Origin of the sequence: Rathayibacter sp. AY1D1, from assembly GCF_002932635.1 — a bacterium.
Taxonomy (GTDB): domain Bacteria; phylum Actinomycetota; class Actinomycetes; order Actinomycetales; family Microbacteriaceae; genus Rathayibacter.
In genome coordinates, this window is record NZ_PSVY01000005.1 from 166,140 (window position 1) to 192,739 (window position 26,600).

The window sequence follows — 26,600 nt, forward strand, 5'->3', positions numbered from 1 at the left end:
GCACGTGAGCATTCCCGGATCCTGGTCCCGCGCCGCGGCGGGCGCCGGCCTCCTCGGCCCCAGCGGCGAGGTCGCCGCCACCGTCTTCAGCGAGATGAGCGCGCTCGCCCTGCGCACCGGAGCGGTGAACCTCGGCCAGGGCTTCCCGGACGAGGACGGCCCGCGCGAGATCCTCGACGCCGCGCGCGACGCCATCGCGTCGGGGGTCAACCAGTACCCGCCGGGTCCCGGCTTCCCCGTCCTGCGCGAGGCGATCGCCGCGCACCGGCAGCGCTTCTCCGGGATCGCCCTCGACCCCGACGGCGAGGTCCTCGTCACCACGGGCGCCACCGAGGCCCTGGCCGCGGCTCTGCTGGGCCTGCTCGAGCCGGGCGACGAGGTCGTCACCTTCACGCCCCACTACGACGCCTACGGAGCCCTGATCGCCCTGGCAGGAGGGGTGCACCGCACCGTGCTCCTGCGCGGCCCCTCCTTCGCGGTCGACCACGACGAGCTGACCGCCGCAGTGAGCGACCGCACGCGCGTCATCCTGGTGAACGACCCGCACAACCCGACCGGTGCCGTCCTCCCGGCCGAGACCCGCGAGCTGATCGTGCGGCTCGCCGAGCGGCACGACGCCGTGATCCTGACGGACGAGGTCTACGAGCACCTGCGCTTCGACACCCCGCACGTCCCGCTGGCCTCCCTTCCCGGAGCCTTCGAGCGGACGCTGTCCGTCTCCTCGGCGGGCAAGACCTTCAGCACCACGGGCTGGAAGATCGGCTGGGTGACAGGCCCGCGCGAGCTGATCACGGCCGTCCTCGCCGTGAAGCAGTTCCTCACCTACGTCAGCGGATCGCCGTTCCAGGGGGCCGTCGCCCTCGGGCTCGGGCTCCCGGACGCCTTCTTCACCGGCGCGGCGCAGACTCTTGCGGCCAAGAAGGACCTGCTGTCGGCGGGCCTGGCTGCTGCGGGCTTCGGCGTCGCACCCTCCTCGGGCGGCTACTTCGTCGTCGCGGACGCGGCACCGCTCGGCTACGAGGACGGGGTCGCGCTCTGCCGGGCGCTCCCGGATCTCGCGGGAGTGGTGGCGGTGCCCGTGTCGGCGTTCTGCCGCCCCGAGGACGCGGCTCCCTACCGCTCGCTCGTCCGCTTCGCCTTCTGCAAGCGGTTCGAGGTGCTGGAGACCGCGGTCGCGGGCCTCGCCCGCATGGCGCGCTGAGGAGCCGGCCTCAGCGGATGCGGTCGGATGCCCGGCGCCGTCGGGCCGGGGGCGGCGGTCAGAGCGGCAGCACCCGGAAGCGCCGCAGCGCCAGAGCGGGGTTCTTCGCGCGCGCCGCGTCGATCCGCTCGCGCGAGACCCAGGCGACGGCGACATCCTCGACCTCGCCGAGGGTGACGGTCTCGACGCCCATCGGATCGACGATCATGCTCGTGCCGACCCCGATCGGCGGGGTCTGGTCGGCTGCGACGAGGTACACCGTGTTCTCGAGCGCGCGGGCGGTGACCAGCGTCCGCCAGTGCGCCTCCTTGAGCGGGCCGCGCACCCACTCGGCCGGTGCCGCGATGACGTCGACCCCGGCGTCGACCAGCCAGCGGCTGACCTCCGGGAAGCGCAGGTCGTAGCAGGTCTGCAGCCCGACGACGAGGCCGCCGACCTCGAACGTCTCGGGTGCGGCGATCTCCCCCGCGGCGACCCACTCCGACTCGGTCTGGCCGAAGGCGTCGTACAGGTGCAGCTTGCGGTAGCGGGCCACGACCGTGCCCTCGGGGTCGAGCGCGACGAGCGTGTTCGCGATGCGGCGTCCGTCCACCGCCTCGACCATGCCCGCCACGAGGTGGATCCGGAGCTCGCGCGCGAGGGCCGCGAGAGCCGTGACGAACGGGCCGTCGAGCGCCTCGCCCGCCGCGACCAGCTCGGGCCCGAGCGGATCGGTGAAGGCGGAGCTGTACTCCGGCAGCACCACCAGGCTCGCGCCGCGCTCGGCGGCGATCCGGGCCAGGCGCCCGATCGTCGCGATGTTCGCCTCCCGGTCCGTCGAGGGGGCGAACTGCGCCACGGCCATGCCGACGGCGCCGGTCATCAGCTCGGCGGGTAGAGGAAGAGGGCGACCTGGGAGGCCGGGATGGTGCGCTTGTGGTACGCGTGGTCGTTGCCCCAGTTGTACTCCTCGAGCGAGACCGTGCCGTCGGAGTTGACGGCCTGCACGTAGGCGACGTGGTTGCCGGTGAACCAGGCGACCGCGCCGGGGACGGGCGTACTGCTGGTCACCCAGCCGTGGGAGGCCCACTGGCCGGCCCACGCGTAGGCGCTGCCTCCGCCCGGGGTCATGTTGCCCCAGGTCCACTTGAAGGGTGCGCTCGTCGAGCCCTGGTCGCGGTTGATCCGCCAGGCGACGAAGTCGACGCACTCGCGGTAGTAGTACCGCAGCGGCGATAGGCCGCCGCCCTGGTCGTCGGTGAGCTGGTCGCGCCAGGGGTAGTCGTCGCCCTCCTCGCGGGGCGTGACCGAGGTGCTGGTGCCGCCGCTGCCCGCGGCGGCGCCGTCCGCGCCGGTCGTGCCTGCCGCGGCCTGCGCCTCCTGGGCGAGGCGGGCGGTCTCGGCGTCGCGGGCGGCCTGCTCGGCGGCGGCGAGCGCGCGCGCCTGGGCGGCCGCCTCGTCGAGCTGGGCCTGGGTCGGTGCGGTGAAGGAGTCGCGGATGACCTGCTCCTGGACCGCGGTCGGCGCGACGGTGAGCTTCTGGTTGCCGAGCGCCTGCACGCGGGCGGCGGCCTCGACGGCGGCCTGCGAATCGGGTGCCGGGTCGAAGGAGTAGGCGGGGAGCGCGGAGACCGCCACGAGGCCCGCGATGGCGGCGAGGGCGACCGTGCTGACGGTCGCGCGGAAGACACGGCCCCGGCGGCGCCGCACGGGGCGGACGGGCGTGAGGACCGGAGTGGCGACGCGTGCCGCGGGCAGCGCGTGCGGCGCCTGCCGCGGGCTCCGCCGGGTCGGGCGGTCGCCGAGCCCCTCGTTCGAGCCGTCGTCCCCGCGTTCGTCCCTCACAGCAGCACCCCTCGCATCGGGGTCGAGCCTAACGTGCGGGCCGGTCCGGCACACGCGTCGGCGCGGAGCGTCGGGAGGCCGGTCCGCGGATGCGGGTCGCGCGAGCCCGGCACGAAGTCGGCGGCGGCGCCGCGCGGATCCGACGGTGACGCGGACGGGCGACCGGAGTAGCGTCCGGAGCGGAGCGGGCGCGATGGTGCGGCCGCGGGACGGAGGACGGCGATGATCCGGAGCGAGAGGGCCTTCGGCGGCTTCAGCGTGGACGACGTGGAGGCGGCGCGGGCCTTCTACGGCGGAGTGCTCGGGCTCGAGGTCGAGCTGAACGCGATGGGGATCCTCGACATCCGGCTGCCGGGCGGAGGCCGCGCGATCGCGTACCCGAAGCCGGACCACGAGCCGGCGTCGTTCACGATCCTGAACTTCTCGGTGGAGGACGTCGACGCGGCGGTCGCCGAGCTGCACGCGGCAGGCGTCACCACGGCGATCTACGACGACCCGTCGCTGCCGACCGATGCGGACGGAGTGATGCGCGGCCACGGGCCGACGATCTGCTGGTTCCGCGATCCGGCGGGCAACGTGCTGAGCGTGATCGAGGGCGACTGAGGTCTCGGCCCGCGCACTGTCAGCCGCGGGAAGCACGTCCGCGACCCGTGTTAACGACGAAAGCCGGCCCCTCTCAGGACCGGCTTTCGCTTTCTTGTTGCGGGGGCAGGATTTGAACCTACGACCTCTGGGTTATGAGCCCAGCGAGCTACCGAACTGCTCCACCCCGCGGCACAAGAAGAGACATTACACGCGTTCCGGCGCCGGTGCAAATCGACGCGGCGGTGGGAGCGGGCTCCGGTCTCAGGCGGGCTTGGCGGCGCGCAGCACGGCGCTCCCGTCCACGCTCAGCCCGACCGCCGTCAGGGCGGCTGCGAGCTCGGACGAGGTGCGCGACCAGGTGCGGACGTCGGCGCCGACGGGAGCGGACGACGACGGGGCGACGAGCACCGCTCCGCCGGGGGCGACGAACCACTCCACCAGCCGCGCCCACTCCTCCAGGTCGGGGAGCCACGAGACGACGCCGGCGCTGCAGAGCACGACGTCGAACGAGTCGGGCTCCGGCAGCATGTGCCGCAGCTCGTAGAGGTTCGCGCAGACGAAGCGGGCGGAGCCGGCGAGGTCCCTGTCCGCGGCGGCGGCGCGTGCTCGGCGCACCGCGGGCATCGAGAAGTCGACACCCACCACGCGGGCGCCGCACTCGGCGAGCTCGAGCGCGTTGAGCCCGTCGCCCGAGCCGAGCTGGAGGATCCTCGGCCCGGGGTCGAGGAGCGCCGCGGTGACGAGCTCCGGGTGGAGCGCACCCTCGCCGGTGCGCTCCTCCCAGTACGTGCGGTTCAGCTCGAGCCACTCCCCCGAGCGGAGGTGCTCGCCGCGGTCGACCTGCACCATGCGGGCTACTGGCCGCCCTCGGCCTGCAGCGCCCGCGAGAGCGCCTCGGTCAGCTGCTCGTCCGCCGCCGCGAAGGCGGTGAGGTCGCCCGCCTTGAGGGCGTTCTCGCGAGCCGTGAGTGCGTCCCGCGCGTCGTTCAGCGCCTGCTGCAGCGCCGTCTGGTCGCCCGTGGCCGGCGTGGAGCCGGTGCCGCCGGTCGTGCCGCCCGCGTCGCCTCCGGTGTCGCCGCCCGAGGTGCCGGTGCCGGCGTCCGGAGTCGTCGGCGTGCCGGTGTCGCCCGCGTCGGCTCCCGAGTCGCCGCCGAAGAGGCTGTCGAGGGCCGCGTCGAGGGTGTCCTCGAAGGCGATGTCGTCACCGAACGCGACCAGCACCTTCTGCAGGAGCGGGAAGCTCGTGTCTCCGTTGGAGCGCACGTAGATCGGCTGGACGTAGAGCAGGCCGCCGCCGACCGGCAGCGTGAGCAGGTTGCCCCTCGTGACGGTGGTGTCGCCGCGGGAGAGGATGTTCAGCTCGTTCGCGACCGTCGGGTCGGTGGTGAACGCGTTCTGCACCTGGCCGGGGCCGGGCACCGTGTCGTCCTTCGGCAGCTCGAGCAGGCGGAGCGTGCCGTAGCCGTCGGCCACGGAGCCCGCCGTCGAGCCGGCGTCGGAGTCGGCCACGAGGTAGCCGGTCAGCACGTTGCGGCTGGCCTGCGCGCCCTGGACGCTCGCCGGGATGTACGTCGAGTAGAGCGAGTACGACGGCACGTCCTGGTCCGGCGTCTGCAGCGTCAGGTAGTACGGCGGCTGCAGGCTGGTGCCGGTCGCGGCGGCCGTGGTCGCGGCTCCGCTGGTCGGGTCGTTCGGCGTCGCCCAGGCGTCCTCGCGGGAGTAGAAGGAGCCCGCGTCGGTCACGTGGTAGGTGCCGAGGACCGCGCGCTGGACCTTGAAGAGGTCCTCCGGGTACCGGACATGGCTGAGCAGCTCACCCGACATGTCGCTCACGGGCTTCACCGTGGTCGGGAAGATCTTCTGCCAGGTCTGCAGGATCGGGTCCTCGGTGTCCCACGCGTAGAGCGTGACGCTGCCGTCGTACGCGTCGACGGTCGCCTTGACCGAGTTGCGGATGTAGTTGACGTCGTCGGTCGGGAACTGCTGCTGCGTGTTCGTGTCGGCGATCGCCTGCGAGAGGCTCTGCACCTCCGAGTACGGGTAGTCGGCCGAGGTGGTGTACCCGTCGACGACCCACTTCACGCGGCCGTCGACGACGGTCGGGTAGGCATCGGAGTCGAGCTTGAGGTACGGCGCGACCTTCTGGACGCGCTGCACGGGATCGCGGTCGTAGAGGATCTGCGAGTCGTCGTTCACGCCGTCCGAGAGGAAGATCTGCTCGGACTGGAACTTGATCGCGTAGACGAGCTTCTTGAAGACGTTGTCGAGAGCGGGGCCGCCCTCGCCGTCGAAGGTCGTGTAGGTCTGCTGCGCGCCGTCGGTGCCCGAGGGGTAGTCGAGCTCGATGTCGCGCGAGTCGTTGCCGCCCACGATCGAGTACGGCGGGGAGTTCTCGCCGAAGTAGATCCGCGGCTCGTAGTCGCCGAGGTCGCCCGTCGTCGGGACGCCGGACTCGATGAACACCGGCTCGCCGTCGGCCGATCGCTGGTTGCCGTACGCGGCGACCAGGCCGTAGCCGTGGGTGTAGACCAGTGTCTGGTTGTACCAGGTCTGGTTGGTGCCGAGGCCGTTGAGGTTCAGCTCGCGGACGCCGACCACGGCGTCCTGCGTCGATCCGTCGATGGAGTAGCGGTCGACGTCGAGCGCGTTCTGCGTGTCGCCGAACTTGTAGTACTGGCGGAACTGCTGCAGCTGCGAGAACGCGTCGGTGACGACGGCGGGGTCGAGGATGCGGATGTTCGCGGTGGTCTCGGCGTCCGAGCGCAGGGCGCCCGGCTCCGCGTCGGTGGTCGCGTCGTAGGGGATGACGTCGACGTCGCTGACGCCGTAGGCCTGGCGCGTCATGTCGATGTTGTTCTGGATGAAGGGCTGCTCGAGCGTGCGCTCGTTGGGCTCGACCTGGAACTTCTGCACGATCCACGGGTAGAGGGAGCCGACGAGCAGGCTCGACACGATCAGCAGCGCGGTGCCGATGACCGGGAAGCGCCAGCGGCCGATGAAGGCGGTGACGACGAAGAGGATCGCGACCAGCGCCGCGATGCCGGCCAGGATCTGCAGGCCCGGGATCGTCGCGTTGACGGTGGAGTAGGTGGCGCCGGTGATGCGGGGCCCCTGCTGCGCGAGCGTCGCGTACTGGTCGAGCCAGAGGCTGACCGCCTGCACGGCGAGGTAGAGGGCGGCGATGACCGCCAGCTGGATGCGCGAGGCCTTCGAGATGCGGATCTCGCGGCCGTTCACCCGGATCGCTCCGTAGAGGTAGCCGGTGGCGAGGGTCGCGAACGCCGAGATCAGCAGGACCGCCGACGCGAAGCCGACGATGCTCTGGTAGAAGGGCAGCTCGAAGAGGTAGAACGACGTGTCGAGGCCGAACTGCGGATCCGTGGTGCCCGAGGGCGTGCGGTTCCAGAAGGTGAGGCTCGTCTGCCAGCGGGTGGCGGAGGAGACGCCGGCGAAGAGGCCGAGCACCGCGGGGATCCCGAAGGTGGCCAGGCGCCGGAGCGGCTCCACGACCTGCTGGTAGCGGTCGATCTGCGAGTTGAGCTTCGCGTAGACCGGCCGGAGGCGGTACGCCAGCATCAGGCTGATGAACACCGGCACCGCCATGGCGACGAAGCCGATGACGAAGAGACCGCCCGCCGCCGCCCACTGCGTCGTGAGCACGGAGAGGAAGCCGAGCTGGTCGTACCAGAGGATGTCGGTGTACAGACCGGCGAAGACGAAGAACGCCACCACCAGGACGGCCACCACCACGACAGTGACGGCGAGGACGCTCCGTCTCTTCCGCGGCGGGGTTTCGGTTGCTGTGGAACTCACGTGAGGGCCTCTTGCTGTCGAGATGTGAGGGGAGGCCACCCATGCTATGCGACGGCTGTCCGGCTCACCTGGGCGTCGACCCGGGGTCGGCGGGCGGGATCAGTCGAGGGGAGCGGCGGTGCTGCAGTCCGGCAGCCCGGAGGTGTCGCCCGCGGCGATGCCCTTCAGTGCGGCGAGGGCGTCGTCGAGGGTCGAGACCGCGAGCACGTCGAGCCCGTCGGGGACGTGGCCGACGACCTCGTTGCAGTTGGTCGCGGGGGCGAGGAAGTACTCGGCTCCGGCGCCCTCCGCCCCGTAGAGCTTCTGGCGGATCCCGCCGATGGCGCCGACCTCGCCGGCCGCGTCGATCGTGCCGGTCCCGGCGACGCTCCGCCCGCCGTTGAGCTCGCCCTCGGTGAGCTTGTCGATGATCCCGAGGGCGAACATCATGCCCGCGCTCGGCCCGCCCACGTCGTCCAGCTGGATGTCGACCTCGAACGGGAAGTCGAAGGCCGCTCCGGGGAGAACGCCGATGACGGCGGCGCCGTTCGAGTCGCGCGGCGTGACCTCCACCTCCTGCCGGACGCCCTCGCGCTCGATGCTGACCTGCACCGGGGAGCCGGTGCCGAGGGTCTGCAGGGTCGCGCGCAGGGCGGTCGCGTCGGCGACAGGGGTGCCCGCGACCGCGAGGATCTCGTCCCCCGCCTCCAGGACGCCCTCGGCCGGGGAGCCCTCGGGCACCTGCACGACCGAGACGCGCTGCTCGACGGGGTAGCCGAGCTCGGTGAGCGCGGCGGCGATCGCCTCCTGCTGGGAGTCGGTCATCTCGGCCTGGTTCGCCTCGTCGCGCTCCTCGACCGTGGAGGAGGGAGGGAAGATCGCGTCGACCGGGACGACCGCCTTGGTCCTGTCGAACCAGGCGCTCGCGACCTCGACCCAGGTGGGCAGGCTCTGCGGGTTGCCGACGACCGACACGGTGAGCATGTCGAGCGTGCCGGCCGTGGGATAGGTGGTGCGGTCCGGGATCGAGATGAGGGGCACGTCCTTGCTGCTGCCCAGGGTGTCGAACACGGGGCCGGGCTGCTCGATCACGTAGGGGGCGGGCGCGACGCCCAGACCGACCACGACGGCGACACCCGAGAGGAGGACGACCGGTCCGACCCACGGGCGGCGCGGGGAGGAGGAGGGGCGCGGGTCGTCGGAGAACAGCGACACGGGGGCCTTTCTGGCAACGGGTGGAGCGGCTCCGCCGGGATGTTCGCGGCGGGCGGAAGCGGGCTGGGCCCGAGCGGTGCTCTGCACGCCGAGGCCCCGGGCGCTCGGGCTAACGTAGCTTGAACGACTGGGAGTCGCGCCGGAACCGGCGCCCTGTGCAGGGCCGCGGAGGCGGTGCGGCGACCGGATTCACGTGAGCGACGGAGGGCTGATCCCGATGGCCGATGGCGACAGTGCGGACCGAGCGGGCGGCGGCTCCGAGGACGAGTTCCGGGAGATGCTGCGGCAGTTCCTCTCGGGGAACGGCCCGGTCGACCCCTCGCAGCTCGCCGGAGCGGCGGGACTGCCGAACGACCCGGTGGCCCTGCAGAACCTGCTCTCGCAGCTGCAGAGCGCGATGCAGCAGAACGGCGACGGCGGCGTCAACTGGACGCTCTCGCTCGAGCAGGCGAAGCAGCTCGCGCGCGCCGAGTCCGCGCCGGTGTCCGACTCCGTGCGGGCTCCGATCGACGCGGCCTTCGGCGTCGCCGCGCTCTGGCTCGACGAGGTCGCGTACGTCTCCGAGCTGAGCCGCACGCCGCGCTCGATCAGCCGCCTCGAGTGGATCTCCCTGACGATGCCGGTCTGGACCCAGCTCGCCGAGCCGGTGGCGCTGAGCATCTCGGACGCGCTGACCCGCGTGCTCCGCGAGCAGGCCCCGGAGGAGATGCAGGCGATGATCGCCGGTGCCGAGGGCATGATGCGCGGGATCGGCGGCACCCTGTTCGCCCTGCAGCTGGGCCAGGTCGTCGGGCAGCTCGCCGCCGAGGTCGTCTCGGGCGGCGACATCGGCATCCCGCTGCTGGAGGAGAACGACGCGGCGATCCTGCCGCAGAACGTCGCCGCGTTCGGCGAGGGCCTCGACATCCCGCTGGACCAGGTGCAGCTGTACCTGGCGGTCCGCGAGCTCGCGCACGCCCGCCTCTTCCGGCACGGCAAGTGGCTCCGTCTCGCCCTCATCTCGCAGATCACCGACTTCGCGCGCGGGATCAGCATCGACACCACCCGCCTCGAGGAGCTGGCCGAGGGCTTCGACCCGTCGAACCCCGAGGAGCTCCGCGACGCGATGACCTCCGGCGCGCTCATCCCGCCGAAGACGGAGGAGCAGCTCGCCGCGCACGGCCGCCTCGAGACCGTCCTCGCCCTCATCGAGGGGTGGGTCGACGTCGTCACCGCGGCGGCGACCACCCGCCTGCCCAGCGCCGGGGCGATCGCCGAGACGGTCCGCCGCCGCCGCGCCTCCGGCGGGCCGGCCGAATCCGCCTTCGCCACCCTCGTCGGCCTGGAGCTGCGCCCGCGCCGCCTCCGCGAGGCCGCCGCGATGTGGCAGGCCGTGACCGACGCCGTCGGGCCCGAGGCCCGCGACTCCCTCTGGTCGCACCCCGACCTGCTCCCCGGCTCAGAGGACCTGGACGACCCGAGCGCGCTCGTCGCCCGGCTCACGGCCGAGGCCCGCGGCGAGACCCCGGAGCCCGACGAGATGGACCGCGCGCTGGAGGACCTGCTGAACGGCACGATGCCGCGCGAGGGCGACGGCGCCTCCGGAGACGCTCCGGACACGCCCGACGACGCCGGCTCGCCGGACGACGACGACAGCGGCTCCTCCCCCACGGGGGACCGCCCCGTCTGACCCCCCCGTCCGGCGCCCGCCTGTGGACAACTCGCGCGGCGCCGGGCCGGTCTCGGCCATGATCGCCGGATGGTGCTCCGGCTCGATCCCCGACTCCCCCTGCTCTGGCGCTCCGCGACCGCGGTGCAGCTCGGCCTCGACCGGCCGCACGCGGTGCTGGACGGCATCGGCTACCCGGAGGAGCTGCTGCTCGACGCCCTCCGCGTGGGCACCAGCGCCGGCACCGTCCGCCTGATCGCGGCGCGCGCCGGAGCGAGCGAGGCGCGGGTCGACGAGGTGCTCGAGGCGCTCCGGCCGGTCCTGCTGCGCAGCGTCGAGCCCGGCCCTCCCCCGGCACCGCGGGTCGTCGTCGAGGGGACGGGCGCAGCACCGGACGCACTGCGCACGCTGCTCCGGAGCGAGGGCTGCTCGTTGCTCGCCGACGACGGGACGCCGGACCTCGCCGTGCTGATCGCCGACTTCGCGGTCGCCCCCGCCCGCGCCGCGCACTGGCTCGCGGCCGATGTGCCGCACCTGGCGGTGGTGTTCGGCGACGAATCGGTGCGCCTCGGACCCCTGGTGGAGCCGGGGTCCGGACCGTGCCTGCACTGCGCCGAGCGGGACCGGATGGACCTCGACCCGGATCGCGCGCGCCTCGTGATCCAGGTGCTCGGCCGCTCAGCCCCCACCCGCACGCCGCTCGCGAGCGCGGCGATCGCCGTGGCGGCCGCCGACGCCGTGCTGCGGCGGCTCCTCGCCGGCTGGCGAGGGCTCCGCGCGGCCGAGCGGGTCTACAGCGACGCCTCCGGAGCGTTCACCGTGCGGGAGCGGGAGCCGCACCCCGAGTGCGCGTGCCGAGCTCTTCGAGGAAGCGCGACGGCTCCCTCCGCGTGACGCGGCCGACCGTCGAGCGCGCCCACGAGAGGCGCAGGCGCCGGCGGGCCCGGGTGATGCCGACGTAGAGGAGGCGCCGCTCCTCGTCGATCGCCTCGAGGCCGGCGGCGTACGAGATCGGCAGCAGGCCCTCGGCGAGCCCCATCAGGTGCACCGACTCCCACTCGAGGCCCTTCGCCGAGTGCAGCGTGGCGAGGGTGACCGCGCCGCGGTCCGGCTCGTGGTGCACCTGCTGGCGTGCGATCAGGTCGTCGGTGAACTGGCGGAAGGTCCATCCGGCAGGGGCCTCGTCGACGAGGCGGGCCAGCGTGTCCAGCGACTCCCACCGGTCGCGCACCGCACCGGGCGCCGACGGGGGCTCGGCGCTCCAGCCGAGCGAGCGGAGGACGTCGCTCACCGACTTGAACAGCGGCTCGCCGCTGATCGACACGGACGCCGCGCGCAGCTGCATCACGGCCTGCTTCACCTCGGGCAGGTCGAAGAAGCGCTTGCCGCCGCGCATGTGCGCGCTCACTCCACGCTCGTGCAGGGCGTGCTCGATGACCGCCGACTGGCTGTTGGTGCGGAAGAGGACCGCGATGTCGGAGGGGCGCACCCCCGCCTCGATGTCGGCCGCGACCCGCGCCGCGATCCCGCGCGCCTCCGCGATGTCGTCCGGGTAGGCGTCGATCGCGGGCTCCGGCGCCTCGGCGGCGGCGACGGCGTGGAGCGAGAGGGCGCCGGGCCTGCCCCGCATGAGGCGATTCGCGGTCTGGACGATCGGCACGGCCGAGCGGTAGTTCTCCTCCAGACGCACCACGGTGGCGGCCGGCCAGCGGGACGGGAAGTCGAGGAGGTAGTCGGCCCGCGCACCCGCGAAGGAGTAGATGGTCTGGCTGGCGTCGCCGACGACGCAGAGGTCGCTCCGGTCGCCGAGCCAGAGCTCCAGGAGCCGCTGCTGCAGCGGCGAGACGTCCTGGTACTCGTCGACGACGAAGAAGCGGTACTGCTCGCGCACCTGCATCGCCATCGCGGGCTCGGACTCGAGCATCCCGGCGGTCACGAGCAGGACGTCCTCGAAGTCGATCTGGCGGCGCTGGTCCTTCAGCCCCTCGTACTCGTCCACGAGCGCGACCGTCTGCTCCAGGGTGAGCCGTCCGGGCAGGGGGCGCGTGCGGGCGGCGACGGCGTACTGCTCGAGCGAGAGGGCGGACACCTTCCGCCACTCGATCTCGGCCGAGAGGTCACGGAGCGTCGCCGTGTCGAGCTTCAGGCGGAGCCGCTCGGCCGCGTGCCCGAGCAGGCGCGCCTTGCCGTCGAGCAGCTGGGGCATCGTGCCCCCCACCAGCTGCGGCCAGAAGTAGCCGAGCTGCGAGAGAGCCGCTGCGTGGAACGTGCGGGCCTGGACGCCCCCGGCGCCGAGCACCCGCAGGCGCGAGCGCAGCTCGGCCGCGGCGCGGCTGGTGAAGGTCAGGGCCATGACGCGACCGGGCGTGTAGACGCCGGTCGCCACTCCGTGCGCGATGCGGTGCGTGATCGTCCGGGTCTTGCCCGTGCCCGCTCCCGCGAGGACGCAGACCGGCCCCAGCAGCGCCTCCGCCGCCTCGCGCTGCCCCTCGTCGAGTCCGTCGAGCAGGGTCACGCGATCGGGCCGTTCTCCAGCTCGCCTCCGTACCAGTCCTCGATCATCGCGCGGGCGATCGACGAGCGGCCGGGCAGCAGCACGGACTCGAGCGAGTCGTGCAGCTGCTGCCGGGTGAACCAGCGCAGCTCGACGATCTCCTCGCCGTCCGGGAGCAGATCCTCCGGGGACTGGTCCTCGGCGAGGCGGGCGGTGAAGCCGACCATGAGGGAGGCGGGGAAGGGCCAGGGCTGCGAGCCGAGGTACTGCGGGTCGACGACGCGCATGCCCGACTCCTCGCCGATCTCGCGGATCACGGCGGCCTCGAGCGACTCGCCCGGCTCGACGAAGCCGGCGAGCAGGGAGAAACGGCCGGTGCCCCACATCGCGTTCGAGCCGAGGAGGAGGCGGTCGTCCGCGTCGAGGACGCAGACGATGATCGCCGGATCCGTGCGCGGGAAGACCTGGCTGCCGTCGGTGGGCGAGCGGCGGACCCAGCCGCCCTGCTCGACGACGGTCGGGTCGCCGTTGCGGGGCGAGTAGCCGTGCGAGGCGTGCCAGTTCGCGATGGCGAGAGCCTCGGTGAACAGGCCCGCGTCGCGGTCGCTCAGGCGCTCGGCGATCGGGCGCAGGCCGCTCCACCGCTCCTCGTCGGGCTCGAGCTCGGCGGCGGCCGCGTCGGTGAGGACGGTCGCGATGACGGGGGTTCCGACCGGCTCGCCGGGGGCCTCGGCGAGCGTGCGGCCGAGGTAGATCCGGAGGGTTCCGGCGGTCACGTCCTCGGGGCGGCGCAGGACGAGGCGGTCGGCCTCGACCAGAGTCCAGTCGTGGTGCAGGACGAGCACGCGGGTGGCGGGATCGGCGAGCAGCTCGTCGAAGAGCGCGGGCCTCGAGCGTCCGACGCCGTCGCGGTCGGCCGCCTGTCGCGAGAGCGGGAGGCGATCGGCGAAGGGCAGTGACATCCGGGGCTCATTTCGTGACGGGGGCCGCGAGGACCGCTGTCGCGGGCCTTCGACGGCATCGGCGGGACAGCGCGTGGCGGCGGGCCGGCCGGGCACGAGCCGCCTACCCTGGAAACCATGGCCAGATCCCATCTCACTCTAGCCGCGCTGGCCACCTCGGCCGTCGAGGGCCTCGACGTCCGCTCCGCGCGCCCCTTCACCTCCTCGACGCACGGCGACTTCGACTCCGCCCTGCTGACGACGCGCGAGGGCGCCCGCCTCGTCGTGCGCGTGCCCACGTCCGCGCTCGCGGAGCAGGAGCAGCTCGGCGACCTCGTCGCGCTCCGGGCGCTGACCGCCGGCATCCGCAGCCGCCTGCCCTTCGATCTGCAGGAGAGCGTCGGGCAGACGCCGTTCGACGGCACCCGCGCGGTCGTCTACGAGTACCTCGAGGGAGATCGCGTCCTCATCGACGACGTGGCCGCGCAGAGCGGGCTCGCGGACTCGATCGGCCGGGCCGTCGGGGCGATCCACTCGCTCCCGGTGTCGTTCGTCCAGGAGGCGGGCCTGCCGATCGCGACCGCGCGCGACAGCGTGAACGAGACGGTCGCGGTGATCGAGCGCGCGGCCGACACCGGCCACGTCCCGGCGGCGCTCGTCGCGCGCTGGGAGTCGGCCTCCTCCGACGAGGCGCTCTGGCAGTTCGACCCGACCGTGGTGAACGGCTCGATGACCGCCGACTCCTTCCTCCGCTCCGGCGACGTCGTCGCGGCCGTGCTCGGCTGGGCGGCGCTGCGGGTCGGCGACCCGGCGCGCGACCTGCACTGGCTGCTGAGCGCCCCGGGCTCCGAGACGGCGCTCTCCGCCTACTCCCGGATGCGCGCGGGAGCAGTGGACCGCACGATCCGCCAGCGCGCCCAGCTCTACGCCGAGCTCGAACTCGCCCGCTGGCTGCTGCACGGCACCGAGACCGACGACTCCGCCATCGTGGACGACGCGGTCGCCATGCTCGACACGCTGGTCGACAGCGTGCTGGGCGACCTCTCCGCGCCCCTCTCGACCGACACCGGCCCGGTGCTGGAGGTCTCGGAGGTCGAGGAGCTCCTCAACCGCACGCCGGGAGCCCGCACGGGCTCCTCCGCTCACGGCCGCGGGCTCGCTCCCGTCGCCGAGGAGAGCGACTCCGCGAGCTCGCGCTCGGAGTAGAACCGCTCGGGCCGCAGCACGAGGTCGTCGGCGACGAAGTAGAACACGGCGTCGACGCTCTCGAGCGGCACCCCCCGCCAGCGCGAGTAGGCGAGCCGGTACAGCGCGAGCTGGAACTGCTTGAGCTCGAGGTCGGCGGCGTCCTTCGGCGCCCGCCCGGTCTTCCAGTCGACGATCTGCACGCCGTCCTCCGTCGGGTACACCGCGTCGAGCTTGCAGACGACGACGTGGCCGGCGAGCTGGAGGTGGATCTCGATCTCGACCGCCTCCGGGCGCCGGTCGGCCCACTCCGAGCGCTCGAAGATGGCGATCAGGGCGTCGAGCCGCTCCTGCTCGACGCTCGCGGGGCCGGCGTCGTCGAGCTCGTCGGGGAAGGTGTCGACCGCCTCCGCCCCGCCCTGGACGCCGAAGCGGTTCTCGACCCAGGAGTGGAAGGTCGTGCCGAGCCGGGTCTGCCGGTAGGGGCGCTCCGGCATCGGCCGGCGCAGCTGCGCCGCGACCTCGTCCGGCGTGCTGACGATGTCCTTGAACCGGGAGGCGGGGATGCGGGTGGGCAGCGGCGTGCGCTCGCCCCCGGCCAGCCGCACCGCCCGCTCGGCGAGCAGCAGGCGGATGTCGTCGCCGCGCGCCCCCAGCAGAGCGGGCTCGGCGCTGCGGACCCGGGCGGCGGCGGCGCGGACCCGGTCGCCGCGGGAGCCGAGCGGATCGTGCGGCCAGCGGAACGTGCGCGGGGCCCGCTCGAGCGGGTTCTCCTCGTTCGCGGGCTCGGTCGGCAGCGGCGGGATCGTGCCGGCCTCCTCGAGGTCGCGGAGGAAGACGCCCGGTCCGCGCGGCTTGGCCTGGCCGGCCCACCACGAGCCGCTGAGCAGGAGGTGGTGACGCGCCCGCGTGACGGCCACGTAGGCGAGACGCCGCTCCTCCGCCTCGTTGCGCTCGCGGAGGGTGTCGCCGAACGCTCCGATCGCGTCGACGACCTCCTTCTGCGTGCTGCAGCCGCGCCAGGCGAGATCGGGGAGCTCGGCGGCGTCGCCGCGGAACGCGTAGGGCATCGCGCCCAGTCTGACCCACCCGCGGAAGCCCTCGACCGGCGTGCCGGGGAGCTCGCCGTCGACCATCCGCGGGACGGCGACGAGGTCCCACTCCAGACCCTTGGAGCCGTGGATCGTCAGCAGCTGCACCGTCCCCGGTTCCGGGTCCTCCGGTCGCGGGGCCAGGCCGTCGCGCTTGTCCGCGAGGACGAGCCAGCGGAGGAATCCGCGGAGAGAGGAGCCGGTGCCGGCGCCGCGGTCGTCCGTCTGCAGGTACCCGGCCACCGCCTCCCGGAAGGCCTCGAGGTTGGCGCGGCCGTCCCCGCGCGACTCGTTCGCCTCGACCTCGATGTCCAGGCCCAGCTCCTGCTCGACCAGGGTGACGAAGTCGAAGAGGTCGAGCCCGGCCCGGGCGCGCAGCCGGGCGAACAGGGTGCCCGCCTCGTGCAGGCGCCGCAGGCCCTCGGCGCTGAACCCGCCGAGCGCGGAGTGGTCGATCCGCCCGTCGTCGCCGGGGCGGCGCGCCGCGATGAAGTCGAGGGCCTCGACGATCGAGCCGCCCTCGCCCTCGGTGACGGACGCGCGCATCCGCTCGCGCACCTCCTCCGGGAGCAGCCGGTGCGCGTGGTCGCGCGCCGCGAGCCACGAGGCGAGGTCGCGCAGCGCCTTGAGGTCGCGGACGCCCAGACGCCAGCGGGCGCCGGCCAGGAGGCGCACGAGCTCGCTGCCGGCGGCCGGGTCCTCGACCACGGTGAGCGCGGCGACGAGGTCGGCGATCTCGGGCTGCCGCAGCAGGCCCCCGATGCCGAGGATGTGGTACCGGACGCCGTGCTTCGCCAGCGCGGCGGCGAAGCGGTCCATGTGCGCGCGCACCCGGAAGAGCACCGCGGCCGACGGCGGCTCGGCGTTCTCGCGCAGGCGCCTGGCGAACCAGGCGGCGACGTCGTCCGCCTCCTCCTCGATCGTCTCGGGGAAGGTGAGCTCGACCGGGTGCTCGGAGGCCTGAGGCCCCGCGCTCAGCGTGTCGACCGCGACCGCGCTGCCCGCCGACAGCGGCTCCACGATCGCGTTCGCGGCGGTCAGCACGCGGCGGCCGTTGCGCCAGCTCGTGCTGAGGGAGAAGCGGCCCGCTCCCCCGAAATCGGTGCCGAAGCGGCCGAGCCCCTCGGCGCTCGCACCGCGCCAGCCGTAGATCGACTGGTGCGGGTCGCCCACCGCCATCACTCCCTGCCCGGCGAAGAGCCGCGAGAGGAGGCGGGTCTGCAGCACGGAGGTGTCCTGGTACTCGTCGAGGAGCACCACCCGGTACCGCGCGCGGTGCTCGTCCACGATCCGCGGCACCCTGTCGACGATCCGCAGCGCGAGGGCCACCTGGTCCGAGAACTCGACGAAGCCGCGCTCGGCCTTCGCCTCCTGGAACCGCTCGGCGAGCGCCGTCAGCACCGGCAGCGCGCCCACGGCCTGCAGCGCCTTCTCGAGCTCGCGGTAGAGCCCCGAGCCGCTGCCTCCACGCGGGAGCTCGCCCAGGCGGAGGAAGTCCTCGGCGAACGCGGCGACCGCGGCCGGATCGGCGAGGTTGTCGGCGAGGTCGTGCGCGAGCGAGACGACGAGGTCGGTCAGCCGGTCGATGCCCGCCTCCACCTCGAGGATGCGCGGATCGGCCGTGTCGGCCACGACTCCCCGCGCGAGATGCCAGGCGGAGGCCTCGGAGAGCACGGTCGCGTCCCCCTCGCGGCCGATCAGGGCCGCGTTGTCGCGGAAGATCGTGTTCGCGAAGGCGTTGTAGGTCGAGACGGTGGCGGCCTCGAACGGGTCGGGCGCCGACTGCCCGGGCGCGAGCGGGAGCAGGCCCGCCGCGCCGAGCTGGTCGATCCTCCGCCCGATGCGCTCGCCGAGCTCGGCCGCCGCCTTGCGGGTGAAGGTGAGGCCGAGCACCTCCGACGGCGCCGCGTGGCCGTTCGCGAGGAGCCAGAGGACGCGGTTCGCCATCGTCTCGGTCTTGCCGCTGCCGGCGCCGGCGACCACGAGGGCCGGCTCGAGCGGCGCCTCGATGACGGCGCGCTGCTCGGCGGTGGGCGGGCGCAGGTCGAGGCGCTCGGCGATGGTCAGGGCGTCGATCACGGCAGCTCCTCCTCGGAGACGGCGGAGGGGTCGGGGTCGGCGGGGCCGGATGGATCGGCCGGCGCATCGGGATCCGGCTCCTCGGAGTCCTCCGGGTCCTCTGTCTCGTCGACCTCGTCGATCGCCAGGAGGCCGTCCCCCGGGACCTCGGGTACCGCGTGGATGCGGTACCGCAGGGCGTCGCCGGGGGAGAACGGGGTCGCGTCGAGCAGGCCCGAGAAGCCCGCCGCCGCCATGCCCAGGGCCGCGGCGCGGACGCGCTCGCGCAGCCGCTCCAGCTCCTCCTCGCCGAAGCGCTCCTGGACCACCTCGCGGTACGGCTTCCCGCGCACGCCCGTCGCCACGAAGAGCAGCTTCGCGCCTCCCCCGTCGGCCGGGTCGGCCGCCTCGATCGCCCCTTCGGCGACGGCGAGCTGGTAGCTGCCCAGCTGCGCGTGCTCGGCGATGTCGTCCTTGCGGGGGGTGCTGCGGCCCGTCTTGAGATCGACGATCGTGACGGAGCCGTCGGCCGCGCGCTCGACGCGGTCGATCGAGCCCCGCACCCGGGCGGGCGGGACGTCGAGCTCGAACTGCTGCTCGCGGCCGAGCACCACGCCTCCCCCGCGCTCGAAGTCGGCGAGATAGCCCGCGAGGCCGTCGATCAGCCGCCGTGTGACGCGCTTCTGCCGCTCCCCCAGCCAGGGCGACTCGAAGACCAGCTCGGGCCACCGCGACTCGAGAGCCGCCCACAGCTCCTGCGGATCGGGCCGCTCGGCGTTCTCGAGGACCCAGTGCACGAGGGTGCCGACCCCCATCGCCGTGCTCGTCGTGGAGCCGGAGACGGCGTCGACGAACCAGTCCAGAGGGGACCGCTCGAAGGCCTCGAGGCGGCTCGGCGAGACGGAGACGGGACGCTCGGGGTCGCCGACGTCGAAGAGCGGCTCCGTGGTCGAGGGCTCGAGCACCCCGGACCAGGAGGAGGGGTCGGCGCCCGGGACCTCCGCGAGCGCCAGGGCGCTGAGCCCTCGGATGGCGGCGGGAGCCTCGGTCGAGTCCGGCGTGGTGGCGGTCCGGCGCAGCGCCGCCACCGCCCCGCGCAGCGTGAGCGGCACTGCGGAGGCCGGATCGAGCCGCGGCGCGTCCGGCGGGGTGAGCCGGAAGAAGAGGGAGGGCGTCTCGTCCTCGCCCGCGACGGCGCTGAGCACGAGCTGCCGCCGGGCGCGGGAGGCGGCCAGGGCGAACATCCGGAGCTCGTCGTCGAGAGTGGCCTTGCGGGCGTCGAGCGGCAGTCCGCCCTCGCCGCGGGCGTGCCGCAGCAGGCCGTCCGGATCGAGCAGCGAGCCGCGCTGGCGGAGGTTGGGCCAGACGCCGTCCTGCAGCCGCGCCACCACCACGACGTCGAACTCCAGGCCGACGACGGAGGAGGGCGTGCCGATGAGGACCGCGTCCTCGACGGAGCGCGGAGCGAGAGTGTCCTCGGGGACCTCCGCCTCGAGGATCTCGGTGACGAAGCCGATCGCGGAGTGCCCGGTCGCCCGCTCCACGAACCGGCGCGCGGCGCTGAAGAGGGCGACCACGCCGTCGAGGTTGCGGTTGGCCTCGGCGGCGGTCAGGCCGGTGCCGAGGGCGAGCTCGCGCCAGGAGGACGCGACGCGGCTGGACTCCCACGCCGACCACAGGAGCTCCTCGATCGAGCCCCCCTCCTCGTGCAGGCGGCGGACCCGGTCGATCGTCACGGCCAGCCGCTCGGCCTGCCGGGCGGGAGCGGAGTCGATGGTCGCGAATCGGCCGGGCGCGGCGAGGGACTCGACCAGCAGCGGGTCGCTCGCGCGGATGCCGCCGCCGGCCAGCTCCTCCGCCCGGAGCGCGAGCCGGAGCCGGCGCAGCCCCAGCCGGTCGACCCCGCCGAAAGGGCCGAGCAGCAGCTCCGCCGCGAGTTCCGCATCGAGGGGCCGCTCGCCGATCGCGACGCCGACCAGCACGAGCAGCGCCCGGGCCGCGTGATCGTCGCGCAGCGCCCGTCCGGCGAGCACGGAGCGGGTCGGCACCTCCGCCACCGCGAGCGCCTTCACCAGCGGCTGGACCGCGGCTCCGGAGCGGACGACGACCGCCATCCGCCGCCACGGCACTCCGTCGCGCAGCCGCCGCTCGCGCAGCAGCCGCGCCACCGTCGCCGCCTCCCGCGCCGCCGTCGGGGCGTGCAGCACCAGGACGGGCGCCGGGCCCGCCTCGGGGGCCGGAGCCGCGACCGCCGCCCGCTGCCGGCCGGCCGCCGCGGTGCCGATCCGCTCGGTGGCCGCCGACACGACCGCCCGCAGCGCGGCCGAGTGGCGGTGCACGCGCGCGAGCACCAGCGTCTCGACGTCGGACGCGCCGATGCTCGCGGCGAACCGGCCGAGCGTGTCGGAGGCCGCGCCGCGGTAGGCGCTGGTCGCCACGTCCGGGTCGCCCAGCGCGATCACGGTCACCCCGCGCTCCGTCAGCGCCCGCAGCAGCACGAGCGTCGACTCGCTCGCCTCCTGGAGGTCGTCGACGACGACGAGACGCAGCGCGTCGATCCGCTCGCCGCCCTCGCCCGCGCGGATCGCCTCGGCCGCGTAGGCCGCGAACTCCGCCGCGTCCAGGCGGGTCCCCGCCTGGGGCGCCATCCACTCGACCACCTCGCGCAGCTCGTCGAGCACGTCGGCCGCCGCGCTCCACTCGCCGCGCTCGGCGTCGACCCCGAGGGCGCGGATCGCGTCCGAGTCGAGCCCGTGCTCGGTCGCCCGCATCCCGAACTCGCGGAGCTCGGTCCGGAAGGTCCGCAGCCGCAGCACCTCGGGGCTGAACTCCTCCGGCCACCGCGGGCCGGTCCCCTCCTCGAGGTGGCCCTCGACGAGCTCCGAGAGGAGGGCGTCCTGCTCGCCGCCGGTCAGGAGGGTCGGCCGCTCGAGGCCGCGCTCCTTGGCGGAGGAGGTGACCGCCTCGAACGCGAGCGAGGTCGCGGTCCGGGCGAGCGGGCCCCGGGTCGGCACTCCCAGCCGCAGGGCGAGCACGTCGCGCAGGGCGGTGGCGGCGGTGCGGCTGGCCGCGAGCACCACGACCGACTCGGGCGGGTACCCCCGCTCGAGGACGCGCTCGGCGACCAGCTCGACGACCGTCGTGGTCTTGCCCGTCCCCGGCGCCCCGAGCACGGCGGCGCTGCGGCCCTCGGGCAGCGCGAGCACCGCGCGCTGGGAGTCGTCCAGCACGACCGCGGGCTCGCCCGGGAGCGCCTCGCCGACGGAGGCTGCGGTGGAGGGAGCGGGGGTCGCGGGAGCGGTCACACGACCACGGTAGCCACCGGGTCCGACACTCCCGCCCGTCCCCGCCGGGAGCCCCGGCCGCCCGCTCCGCTCACCGCGAAACCGGCGCGGTCGTCCGAGCGCGGTCCCGTATCCTGACACCCTCGTCCCCTCCCGAAAGGCACTGCTGGTGGAAATCCGTATTGGAATGGTCAACACCCCGCGCGAGCTCAACTTCGAGTCGTCGATGTCCGTGACCGAGGTCGAGAAGACGGTGACCACCGCTCTCGAGGCCGGCACCGCCGTCCTCCGCCTCCGCGACGAGAAGGGCAAGATCTACATCGTCCCGACCGCCACCATCGCCTTCGTCGAGGTCGGCTCCGAGGAGTCGCGCCGCGTCGGCTTCGTCGCCTAGAGCGTCCCGGGCGGACACGTCGTGGAGCTCCTCTTCATCACCCTGTTCGGGGTCCTGATCGGTCTCGCCGCGCGCTACGGGCTGCCGCACCGGCACCTGCACGGCTCCGTGCTGGTCCCGGCGATCGGCGGCCTCGTCGCCGCAGTCGTCTGGGTCGCGCTGACCTGGGCGGGCCTGCCGTGGGACGGCGGCCTGATCTGGGTCCTGTCCCTCGTCGCGACCGCCGTGGTCGTCGCCCCGGTCGGCCTCTCGCTCGGGCGCAGCCGCGCCCGCCGCGACGAGGCCTCCCTGCAGGCGATGCTCTCGGGACGCGTCGCCCCCTGATCCGAGCCTGAGGCGCGGGAGTCCTCGGACTTCCGCGCCTCCGTCGTTCCCGGCGTCCGGCGCCGCGACGCGCCGGGGACGGTCAGGCCGTGAGCCCCAGCGCGTCCATCCGGCGCGTGTGCGAGGCGATGAGCTCGGTGAACACCGGCTCTATCCGCGACTCGTCGGAGTCGTGGTTGCCCGAGCCCATCAGTGCGGAGCGCGCCACGAGGAGGGTGTCGCCCACCAGGCGGCGGCCCCAGACGGCCAGGCGCGAGCCCAGGCGCTCGTCCGCGGCGATCTCGCGGCGGAGGATCGCGATCACGCCGTCGACGCCCGTGTCCGCGCCGAGCGTCTGCGCGATGCGCGGCCCCACGTCGGTGGGCAGCCCGCCGGTGAGGCGGATGAAGAAGTCGTCGAGCAGGCCCGCCGTGATGTACGCCGAGAGCAGCGTCTCGTGGAGGTCCGCGCCGCGGGTGAGCCGCTCGAAGGTGTCGATCGCGGGGCGGAACGGCGCCATGGCCTCGCCGGGCTCCACGTCGCGGCGGCGCAGCTCGGCGACGACGGCGTGGTGCTTCGCGAGAGCCGTGCCGGCGGCGGAGGAGATGGCCTCCTTGTCCGCGAGGTCGTCGGTCTCGGCGACGGCGCGCGCCAGCACCTCGAACACCGCGAGCTGGAGGTAGGCGACCTGGCCGAGATAGGGCAGCACCTCGGGGGTGAGGTCGGCGAGGTCGACGCGGTCGCGCTTCTGGCTCGACTCCCCGCGGGGCGTCAGGCGGGGCACCTCGAGCAGGGGACGTCGACGTCGGAACCAGGCAGCCATTTCCTCAGCATAGGGCGCCGGAGGAGCGGGGTTCCGGGGCCGGCGGGGCCGGGAGCAGTAGACTCGCCGGGATGTCACCGGCGCTGGATCGGTGACCCTGCGCCCGGAGTCGTACAGGGGCGTAGACCGTTCGACACGACAGGCGCTTCACTCCGTGACTTTCTCCGATCTGAACATCGACGACGACATCGTCGCCGCACTCGCCGCCAAGGGCATCCTCGAGCCGTTCCCCATCCAGGAGCAGACGATCCCCCTGGCCCTGCAGAAGCAGGACATCATCGGCCAGGCCAAGACCGGCACCGGCAAGACCTTCGGCTTCGGCCTCCCCCTCATCCAGGCCCTCGGCACCGACCCGGAGCCGGGCGTCAAGGCGCTCATCGTCGTCCCGACCCGCGAGCTCGCCGTGCAGGTCACCGAGGACATCGAGCTGGCCGCCTCCAACCGGCCGACCAAGATCGTCTCGATCTACGGCGGCAAGGCCTACGAGGGCCAGATCGAGCAGCTGAAGGCCGGCGCGCAGATCGTCGTCGGCACCCCCGGCCGCCTCCTGGACCTCGCCGGGCAGCGCCTGCTCTCGCTCGCCAACGTGCAGGTGATGGTCCTCGACGAGGCCGACAAGATGCTCGACCTGGGCTTCCTCTCGGACATCGAGAAGCTGTTCGCGCAGACGCCGCCCACCCGCCACACCATGCTCTTCTCGGCGACGATACCGGGCGCGATCGTCGCGCTCGCGCGCCGCTTCATGAACAAGCCCATCCACATCCGCGCGACCGACCCCGACGAGGGCATCACGCAGGCGAACATCAAGCACATCGTCTACCGGGCGCACTCGCTCGACAAGGACGAGGTCATCGCGCGCATCCTGCAGTCCGAGGGCCGCGGCAAGACCGTCATCTTCACCCGCACGAAGCGCGCCGCGGCCCGCATCGTCGAGGAGCTCAACGACCGCGGCTTCAACGCGGCGGCCGTGCACGGAGACCTCAACCAGGAGCAGCGCGAGCGCGCGATGGCGGCGTTCAAGGCCGGCAAGAAGGACATCCTGATCGCCACCGACGTCGCCGCGCGCGGCATCGACGTGAACGACGTCACCCACGTGATCAACCACACGATCCCGGACGACGACCAGACCTACCTGCACCGCGTCGGCCGCACCGGGCGCGCGGGCAAGACCGGCATCGCGGTGACCTTCGTCGACTGGGAGGACCTGCACAAGTGGGCCCTCATCAACCGGGCGCTGGAGTTCGGCCAGCCCGACCCGGTCGAGACCTACTCGTCGTCGCCGCACCTCTACACCGACCTCGACATCCCCGCGGGGACCAAGGGACGGCTGAAGCCGACCCCGATCCCCGCCGAGGCGAAGGCCGACGCGCGCCCGGACCGGGGCGAGCGCTCCGACCGCGGCGAGCGCTCCGAGCGGGGCGACCGGCCGCCGCGTCGCCGCACCCGCTCCGACTCCGCCGACTCGACCGCTCCGCAGCAGACCGGCCCCGCTCCCTCGAGCGAGAGCAAGGAGCACCACGACGGCAACAGCGAGCCGCGCCGCCGCACCCGGTCGCGCCGCCGCTCCCCGCGCCCCGACGCGCAGGCCTGAGCCTCCGCGCCCCGAGCCCGTCCCCCCGCGATCCGTCGCGGGAGGGCGGGCTCTCGGCGTCTCAGCGGCTCTCCCGCGACTCAGCGGGGTCCCCACGCGACTCAGCGGCTCTCCGCCCCTCAGCGGTCACGGTGATCCGGCGGCTCTCCGCCTGTCAGCGGCTCTCCGCGACTCAGCGGGCGGAGGAGCGGATCGCGTCGACGGTCGCGCGCGCAGTCGTGTTCTCGCCCAGGCGGTTGGGCTTGCCCGTGCCGTGGTAGTCGCTCGAGCCCGTGGTGACGAGCGAGTACTGCTCGGCGAGCTCGCGCAGGCGGCGCTTGCCGTCGGCCGTGTTCTCGCGGTGCTCGACCTCGAGGCCGAACAGGCCGGCGTCGACGAGCTGCGGGAGGATCGACTCGACCGCGATCCCGCGGGCGCTCGCGGCCGGGTGCGCGATGACCGGGACCCCGCCCGCCGCGCGGACCAGGCGCACGGCGTCGACCGGGTCGGGCGCGTAGTGCGGGCGGTAGTAGCCGCCGCGCCAGTCGAGGATCCCCGCGAAGGCCGCGGAGCGGTCGGTGGCCAGGCCGCGGGCGACGAGCGCGTCGGCGATGTGCGGACGCCCGATGGTCGTGCCCGGGCTGGTCTGGGCGAGGACGTCGTCCCAGGTGAGGTCGTAGTCGGCCGCGATCGCGGTGACGATCGCCTCCGCGCGGTGCGTGCGGGCCGAGCGGATGCGCGCGGTCTCGGCCACGAGCCCCGGATCCGCCGGATCGACGAGGTACGCGAGGACGTGGACGCTGGCCCAGCCGACGCGGGAGGAGAGCTCCATGCCGGGCAGCAGGTCGATGCCCGCCTCCTCGGCCGCGGCGAGCGCCTCGGCCCAGCCGCCGGTCGTGTCGTGGTCGGTGAGCGCCACTCCGGCGAGCCCGGCCGCGGCCGCGGCCCGCACCAGGACGGCCGGAGCCTCGGTGCCGTCGGAGACGACGGAGTGGGTGTGGAGGTCGTAACGGCCCCCGTCGACATGCATGCGCTCATCGTAGACGCGCCGCCTGCGAGCCCTCCGATGCCCTAGTAGCCTGGGCGGCGATGGGGACGAGACTGGTGAAGACCGCGGTGGCGGTGATCGTGGCGATCGCTCTGCTGGTGGTCGCGGCGCCCGGCTTCTTCGGGATCGCCCGGGAGGCCCCCTTCGCCCAGCTGGTGCCGTTCCGGCTCGCGACGGGCGCGGCGGCCGTCGGGCTCGCCGCTGTCCTGGTCGTGATCGCGGTCCTCGTCGCTCCGGTCAGGCGCCTCGCGCTGGCCCTCGCGGCGCTCGGCGTCGTCTTCGCGCTCGTGCTCGCGGGAGTGCAGGGAGCGCGGGGCTACGACTCCGCCGCTCCGCGCGCCCACCGCCTCGCCGACGTGCGCCTCGCGACCTGGAACGTGCTGCACGACGGCGTGCCCGTCGACACGATCGCCTCGCTCGCCCGGGAGAGCGCGGTCGACGGCATCGCCCTCCTCGAGGTCTCGCAGACGCACGCGCAGGACGTCGTGAACGCGCTCAGCGCCCAGGGGATGTCGATGACCCTCCACTACGCCGGGTCGGGCGCCGACGACGGGGCGGCCCTGCTGCTCTCCCCCTCGCTCGGCGGCTACAGCGTCGACACCGCCGCGGTCGTCACCGGATCGACACCGTCCCTCGTCGCACGCCCCGACACTCCCGAGCGCCCCGTCCTCGCCGCGGTGCACACCATGGCGCCGATCCCCTCGCGCCTCGCGGAGTGGCGGAGCGATCTGCTCTCGGTCTCCGCGCTCTGCTCCGCGGAGGAGGACGTCGTGGTCCTCGGCGATCTGAACTCCACGGTCGACCACTGGACCGGGCTGCCGGGCTCGGCCACGCTGGGCGGCTGCCGCGACGCGGGGACCGTCGCGGGCGGCGCCGCCCTGGGCACCTGGCCGTCCTCGGTCCCGCCCGCGCTCGGCGCCCCGATCGACCACGTCCTCTTCTCCGGACGCTGGGAGGTCTCGGGCTACCAGGTCGTCGACGACCGCGACGACGCCGGGAGCGACCACCGGCCGCTGGTCGTCCAGCTCTCGGTCCGCGGGATGGTGAAGGACGCGTCCTGACGTTCCTCCCCGACGCCGACTCCCCGTCCTCCTCCCCCGCCCGGCCCGTGGCGGCCCCCGCGGCCGTGCGGAGGAGGACAATGG

Annotated in this window: 20 protein-coding genes and 1 tRNA gene; 9 read left to right on the forward strand and 12 right to left on the reverse strand. The window is 73.9% G+C overall.

Annotation, left to right across the window (positions count from 1 at the left end):
* Positions 1-4 precede the first annotated feature (4 nt).
* Positions 5-1,201 (forward strand): aminotransferase class I/II-fold pyridoxal phosphate-dependent enzyme, encoded by a 1,197-nt coding sequence (locus C5C56_RS05825; RefSeq protein ID WP_104287973.1) that lies wholly within the window; start codon positions 5-7, stop codon positions 1,199-1,201.
* Between the two features lie 58 nt (positions 1,202-1,259).
* On the opposite strand, the gene C5C56_RS05830 is transcribed toward C5C56_RS05825, so the two are convergent.
* Both C5C56_RS05830 and C5C56_RS05835 read right to left on the reverse strand, forming a co-directional pair.
* On the reverse strand, positions 1,260-2,063 hold the full coding sequence (locus tag C5C56_RS05830; protein ID WP_104319223.1) for a carbon-nitrogen hydrolase family protein: 804 nt from the start codon (positions 2,061-2,063) through the stop codon (positions 1,260-1,262).
* On the reverse strand, positions 2,063-3,025 hold the full coding sequence (locus C5C56_RS05835) for a CHAP domain-containing protein (RefSeq protein ID WP_104262670.1): 963 nt from the start codon (positions 3,023-3,025) through the stop codon (positions 2,063-2,065). The genes C5C56_RS05830 and C5C56_RS05835 overlap by 1 nt, the downstream gene beginning before the upstream one ends.
* 222 nt (positions 3,026-3,247) lie before the next feature.
* Here C5C56_RS05835 and C5C56_RS05840 point away from each other — a divergent pair, with 222 nt between their 5' ends.
* Positions 3,248-3,628, forward strand: coding sequence for a VOC family protein (locus C5C56_RS05840; protein ID WP_104319224.1), 381 nt, complete (start codon positions 3,248-3,250; stop codon positions 3,626-3,628).
* Positions 3,629-3,725: 97 nt separating this feature from the next.
* Here C5C56_RS05840 and C5C56_RS05845 read toward each other — a convergent pair.
* The 4 genes from C5C56_RS05845 to C5C56_RS05860 form a co-directional block, all read right to left on the reverse strand.
* A tRNA-Met gene (locus C5C56_RS05845) sits at positions 3,726-3,799 on the reverse strand.
* A gap of 72 nt (positions 3,800-3,871) precedes the next feature.
* Positions 3,872-4,459 carry a bifunctional 2-polyprenyl-6-hydroxyphenol methylase/3-demethylubiquinol 3-O-methyltransferase UbiG gene (locus C5C56_RS05850; protein WP_104319225.1) on the reverse strand — a complete coding sequence of 196 codons (588 nt, stop codon included), beginning with the start codon at positions 4,457-4,459 and terminating at the stop codon, positions 3,872-3,874.
* Between the two features lie 5 nt (positions 4,460-4,464).
* Complete coding sequence (locus tag C5C56_RS05855) at positions 4,465-7,422, reverse strand: UPF0182 family protein (protein WP_181027225.1); 2,958 nt, start codon at positions 7,420-7,422, stop codon at positions 4,465-4,467.
* Positions 7,423-7,521: 99 nt separating this feature from the next.
* Positions 7,522-8,616: a PDZ domain-containing protein gene (locus C5C56_RS05860; RefSeq protein WP_104233183.1), complete on the reverse strand. Its 1,095-nt coding sequence runs from the start codon at positions 8,614-8,616 to the stop codon at positions 7,522-7,524.
* Positions 8,617-8,833: 217 nt separating this feature from the next.
* Between C5C56_RS05860 and C5C56_RS05865 the strand changes: the two genes are divergently transcribed.
* Both C5C56_RS05865 and C5C56_RS05870 read left to right on the forward strand, forming a co-directional pair.
* On the forward strand, positions 8,834-10,285 hold the full coding sequence (locus C5C56_RS05865; RefSeq protein WP_104287984.1) for a zinc-dependent metalloprotease: 1,452 nt from the start codon (positions 8,834-8,836) through the stop codon (positions 10,283-10,285).
* A 69-nt stretch (positions 10,286-10,354) separates the two neighbouring features.
* Entirely contained in the window at positions 10,355-11,158 is an 804-nt protein-coding gene (locus tag C5C56_RS05870) for a hypothetical protein (RefSeq protein WP_104309458.1), read from the forward strand.
* Here C5C56_RS05870 and C5C56_RS05875 read toward each other — a convergent pair.
* Together C5C56_RS05875 and nudC are read right to left on the reverse strand one after the other, a co-directional pair.
* Entirely contained in the window at positions 11,079-12,779 is a 1,701-nt protein-coding gene (locus C5C56_RS05875; RefSeq protein ID WP_104224836.1) for an ATP-dependent helicase, read from the reverse strand. The two genes, C5C56_RS05870 and C5C56_RS05875, sit on opposite strands and share 80 nt — an antisense overlap.
* Positions 12,776-13,720 (reverse strand): NAD(+) diphosphatase, encoded by a 945-nt coding sequence (gene nudC / locus C5C56_RS05880; RefSeq protein ID WP_104319226.1) that lies wholly within the window; start codon positions 13,718-13,720, stop codon positions 12,776-12,778. The genes C5C56_RS05875 and nudC overlap by 4 nt, the downstream gene beginning before the upstream one ends.
* Before the next feature lie 117 nt (positions 13,721-13,837).
* Between nudC and C5C56_RS05885 the strand changes: the two genes are divergently transcribed.
* The gene (locus tag C5C56_RS05885; protein WP_104224838.1) at positions 13,838-14,905 is read left to right on the forward strand and encodes a phosphotransferase; all 1,068 of its coding nucleotides are present in this window, start codon (positions 13,838-13,840) and stop codon (positions 14,903-14,905) included.
* Here the strand turns inward: C5C56_RS05885 and C5C56_RS05890 are convergent.
* Together C5C56_RS05890 and C5C56_RS05895 are read right to left on the reverse strand one after the other, a co-directional pair.
* Positions 14,842-18,054 (reverse strand): ATP-dependent DNA helicase, encoded by a 3,213-nt coding sequence (locus C5C56_RS05890; RefSeq protein ID WP_104319227.1) that lies wholly within the window; start codon positions 18,052-18,054, stop codon positions 14,842-14,844. The two genes, C5C56_RS05885 and C5C56_RS05890, sit on opposite strands and share 64 nt — an antisense overlap.
* Entirely contained in the window at positions 18,051-21,338 is a 3,288-nt protein-coding gene (locus C5C56_RS05895) for an ATP-dependent DNA helicase (RefSeq protein ID WP_104319228.1), read from the reverse strand. The genes C5C56_RS05890 and C5C56_RS05895 overlap by 4 nt, the downstream gene beginning before the upstream one ends.
* A gap of 148 nt (positions 21,339-21,486) precedes the next feature.
* On the opposite strand from C5C56_RS05895, the gene C5C56_RS05900 reads away from it, so the two are divergent.
* Positions 21,487-21,711, forward strand: coding sequence for a DUF3107 domain-containing protein (locus C5C56_RS05900; protein WP_104224841.1), 225 nt, complete (start codon positions 21,487-21,489; stop codon positions 21,709-21,711).
* A gap of 21 nt (positions 21,712-21,732) precedes the next feature.
* Positions 21,733-22,035: a hypothetical protein gene (locus C5C56_RS05905; RefSeq protein WP_104319229.1), complete on the forward strand. Its 303-nt coding sequence runs from the start codon at positions 21,733-21,735 to the stop codon at positions 22,033-22,035.
* A gap of 82 nt (positions 22,036-22,117) precedes the next feature.
* On the opposite strand, the gene C5C56_RS05910 is transcribed toward C5C56_RS05905, so the two are convergent.
* Entirely contained in the window at positions 22,118-22,837 is a 720-nt protein-coding gene (locus tag C5C56_RS05910; RefSeq protein WP_104247820.1) for a ferritin-like fold-containing protein, read from the reverse strand.
* Positions 22,838-22,991: 154 nt separating this feature from the next.
* Between C5C56_RS05910 and C5C56_RS05915 the strand changes: the two genes are divergently transcribed.
* Positions 22,992-24,428, forward strand: a complete 1,437-nt coding sequence (locus tag C5C56_RS05915) for a DEAD/DEAH box helicase (protein ID WP_104319230.1) — start codon at positions 22,992-22,994, stop codon at positions 24,426-24,428.
* Positions 24,429-24,600: 172 nt separating this feature from the next.
* Here the strand turns inward: C5C56_RS05915 and C5C56_RS05920 are convergent, their stop codons facing one another.
* Positions 24,601-25,437, reverse strand: coding sequence for a PHP domain-containing protein (locus C5C56_RS05920; protein WP_104224845.1), 837 nt, complete (start codon positions 25,435-25,437; stop codon positions 24,601-24,603).
* Positions 25,438-25,496: 59 nt separating this feature from the next.
* Here C5C56_RS05920 and C5C56_RS05925 point away from each other — a divergent pair, with 59 nt between their 5' ends.
* A complete protein-coding gene (locus C5C56_RS05925) occupies positions 25,497-26,516 on the forward strand; it encodes an endonuclease/exonuclease/phosphatase family protein (protein WP_146078796.1) in 1,020 nt (339 codons plus the stop codon).
* Positions 26,517-26,600: the final 84 nt, after the last annotated feature.

Bases quoted from the DNA above. Each gene is read 5' to 3' on its own strand.
- C5C56_RS05920 (WP_104224845.1), bottom strand. From the start codon at position 25,437: ATGCATGTCGACGGGGGCCGTTACGACCTCCACACCCACTCCGTCGTC.
- C5C56_RS05830 (WP_104319223.1), bottom strand. From the start codon at position 2,063: ATGACCGGCGCCGTCGGCATGGCCGTGGCGCAGTTCGCCCCCTCGACG.
- C5C56_RS05910 (WP_104247820.1), bottom strand. From the start codon at position 22,837: ATGGCTGCCTGGTTCCGACGTCGACGTCCCCTGCTCGAGGTGCCCCGC.
- C5C56_RS05925 (WP_146078796.1), top strand. From the start codon at position 25,497: ATGGGGACGAGACTGGTGAAGACCGCGGTGGCGGTGATCGTGGCGATC.
- C5C56_RS05870 (WP_104309458.1), top strand. From the start codon at position 10,355: ATGGTGCTCCGGCTCGATCCCCGACTCCCCCTGCTCTGGCGCTCCGCG.
- C5C56_RS05840 (WP_104319224.1), top strand. From the start codon at position 3,248: ATGATCCGGAGCGAGAGGGCCTTCGGCGGCTTCAGCGTGGACGACGTG.
- nudC (WP_104319226.1), bottom strand. From the start codon at position 13,720: ATGTCACTGCCCTTCGCCGATCGCCTCCCGCTCTCGCGACAGGCGGCC.
- C5C56_RS05850 (WP_104319225.1), bottom strand. From the start codon at position 4,459: ATGGTGCAGGTCGACCGCGGCGAGCACCTCCGCTCGGGGGAGTGGCTC.
- C5C56_RS05865 (WP_104287984.1), top strand. From the start codon at position 8,834: ATGGCCGATGGCGACAGTGCGGACCGAGCGGGCGGCGGCTCCGAGGAC.
- C5C56_RS05885 (WP_104224838.1), top strand. From the start codon at position 13,838: ATGGCCAGATCCCATCTCACTCTAGCCGCGCTGGCCACCTCGGCCGTC.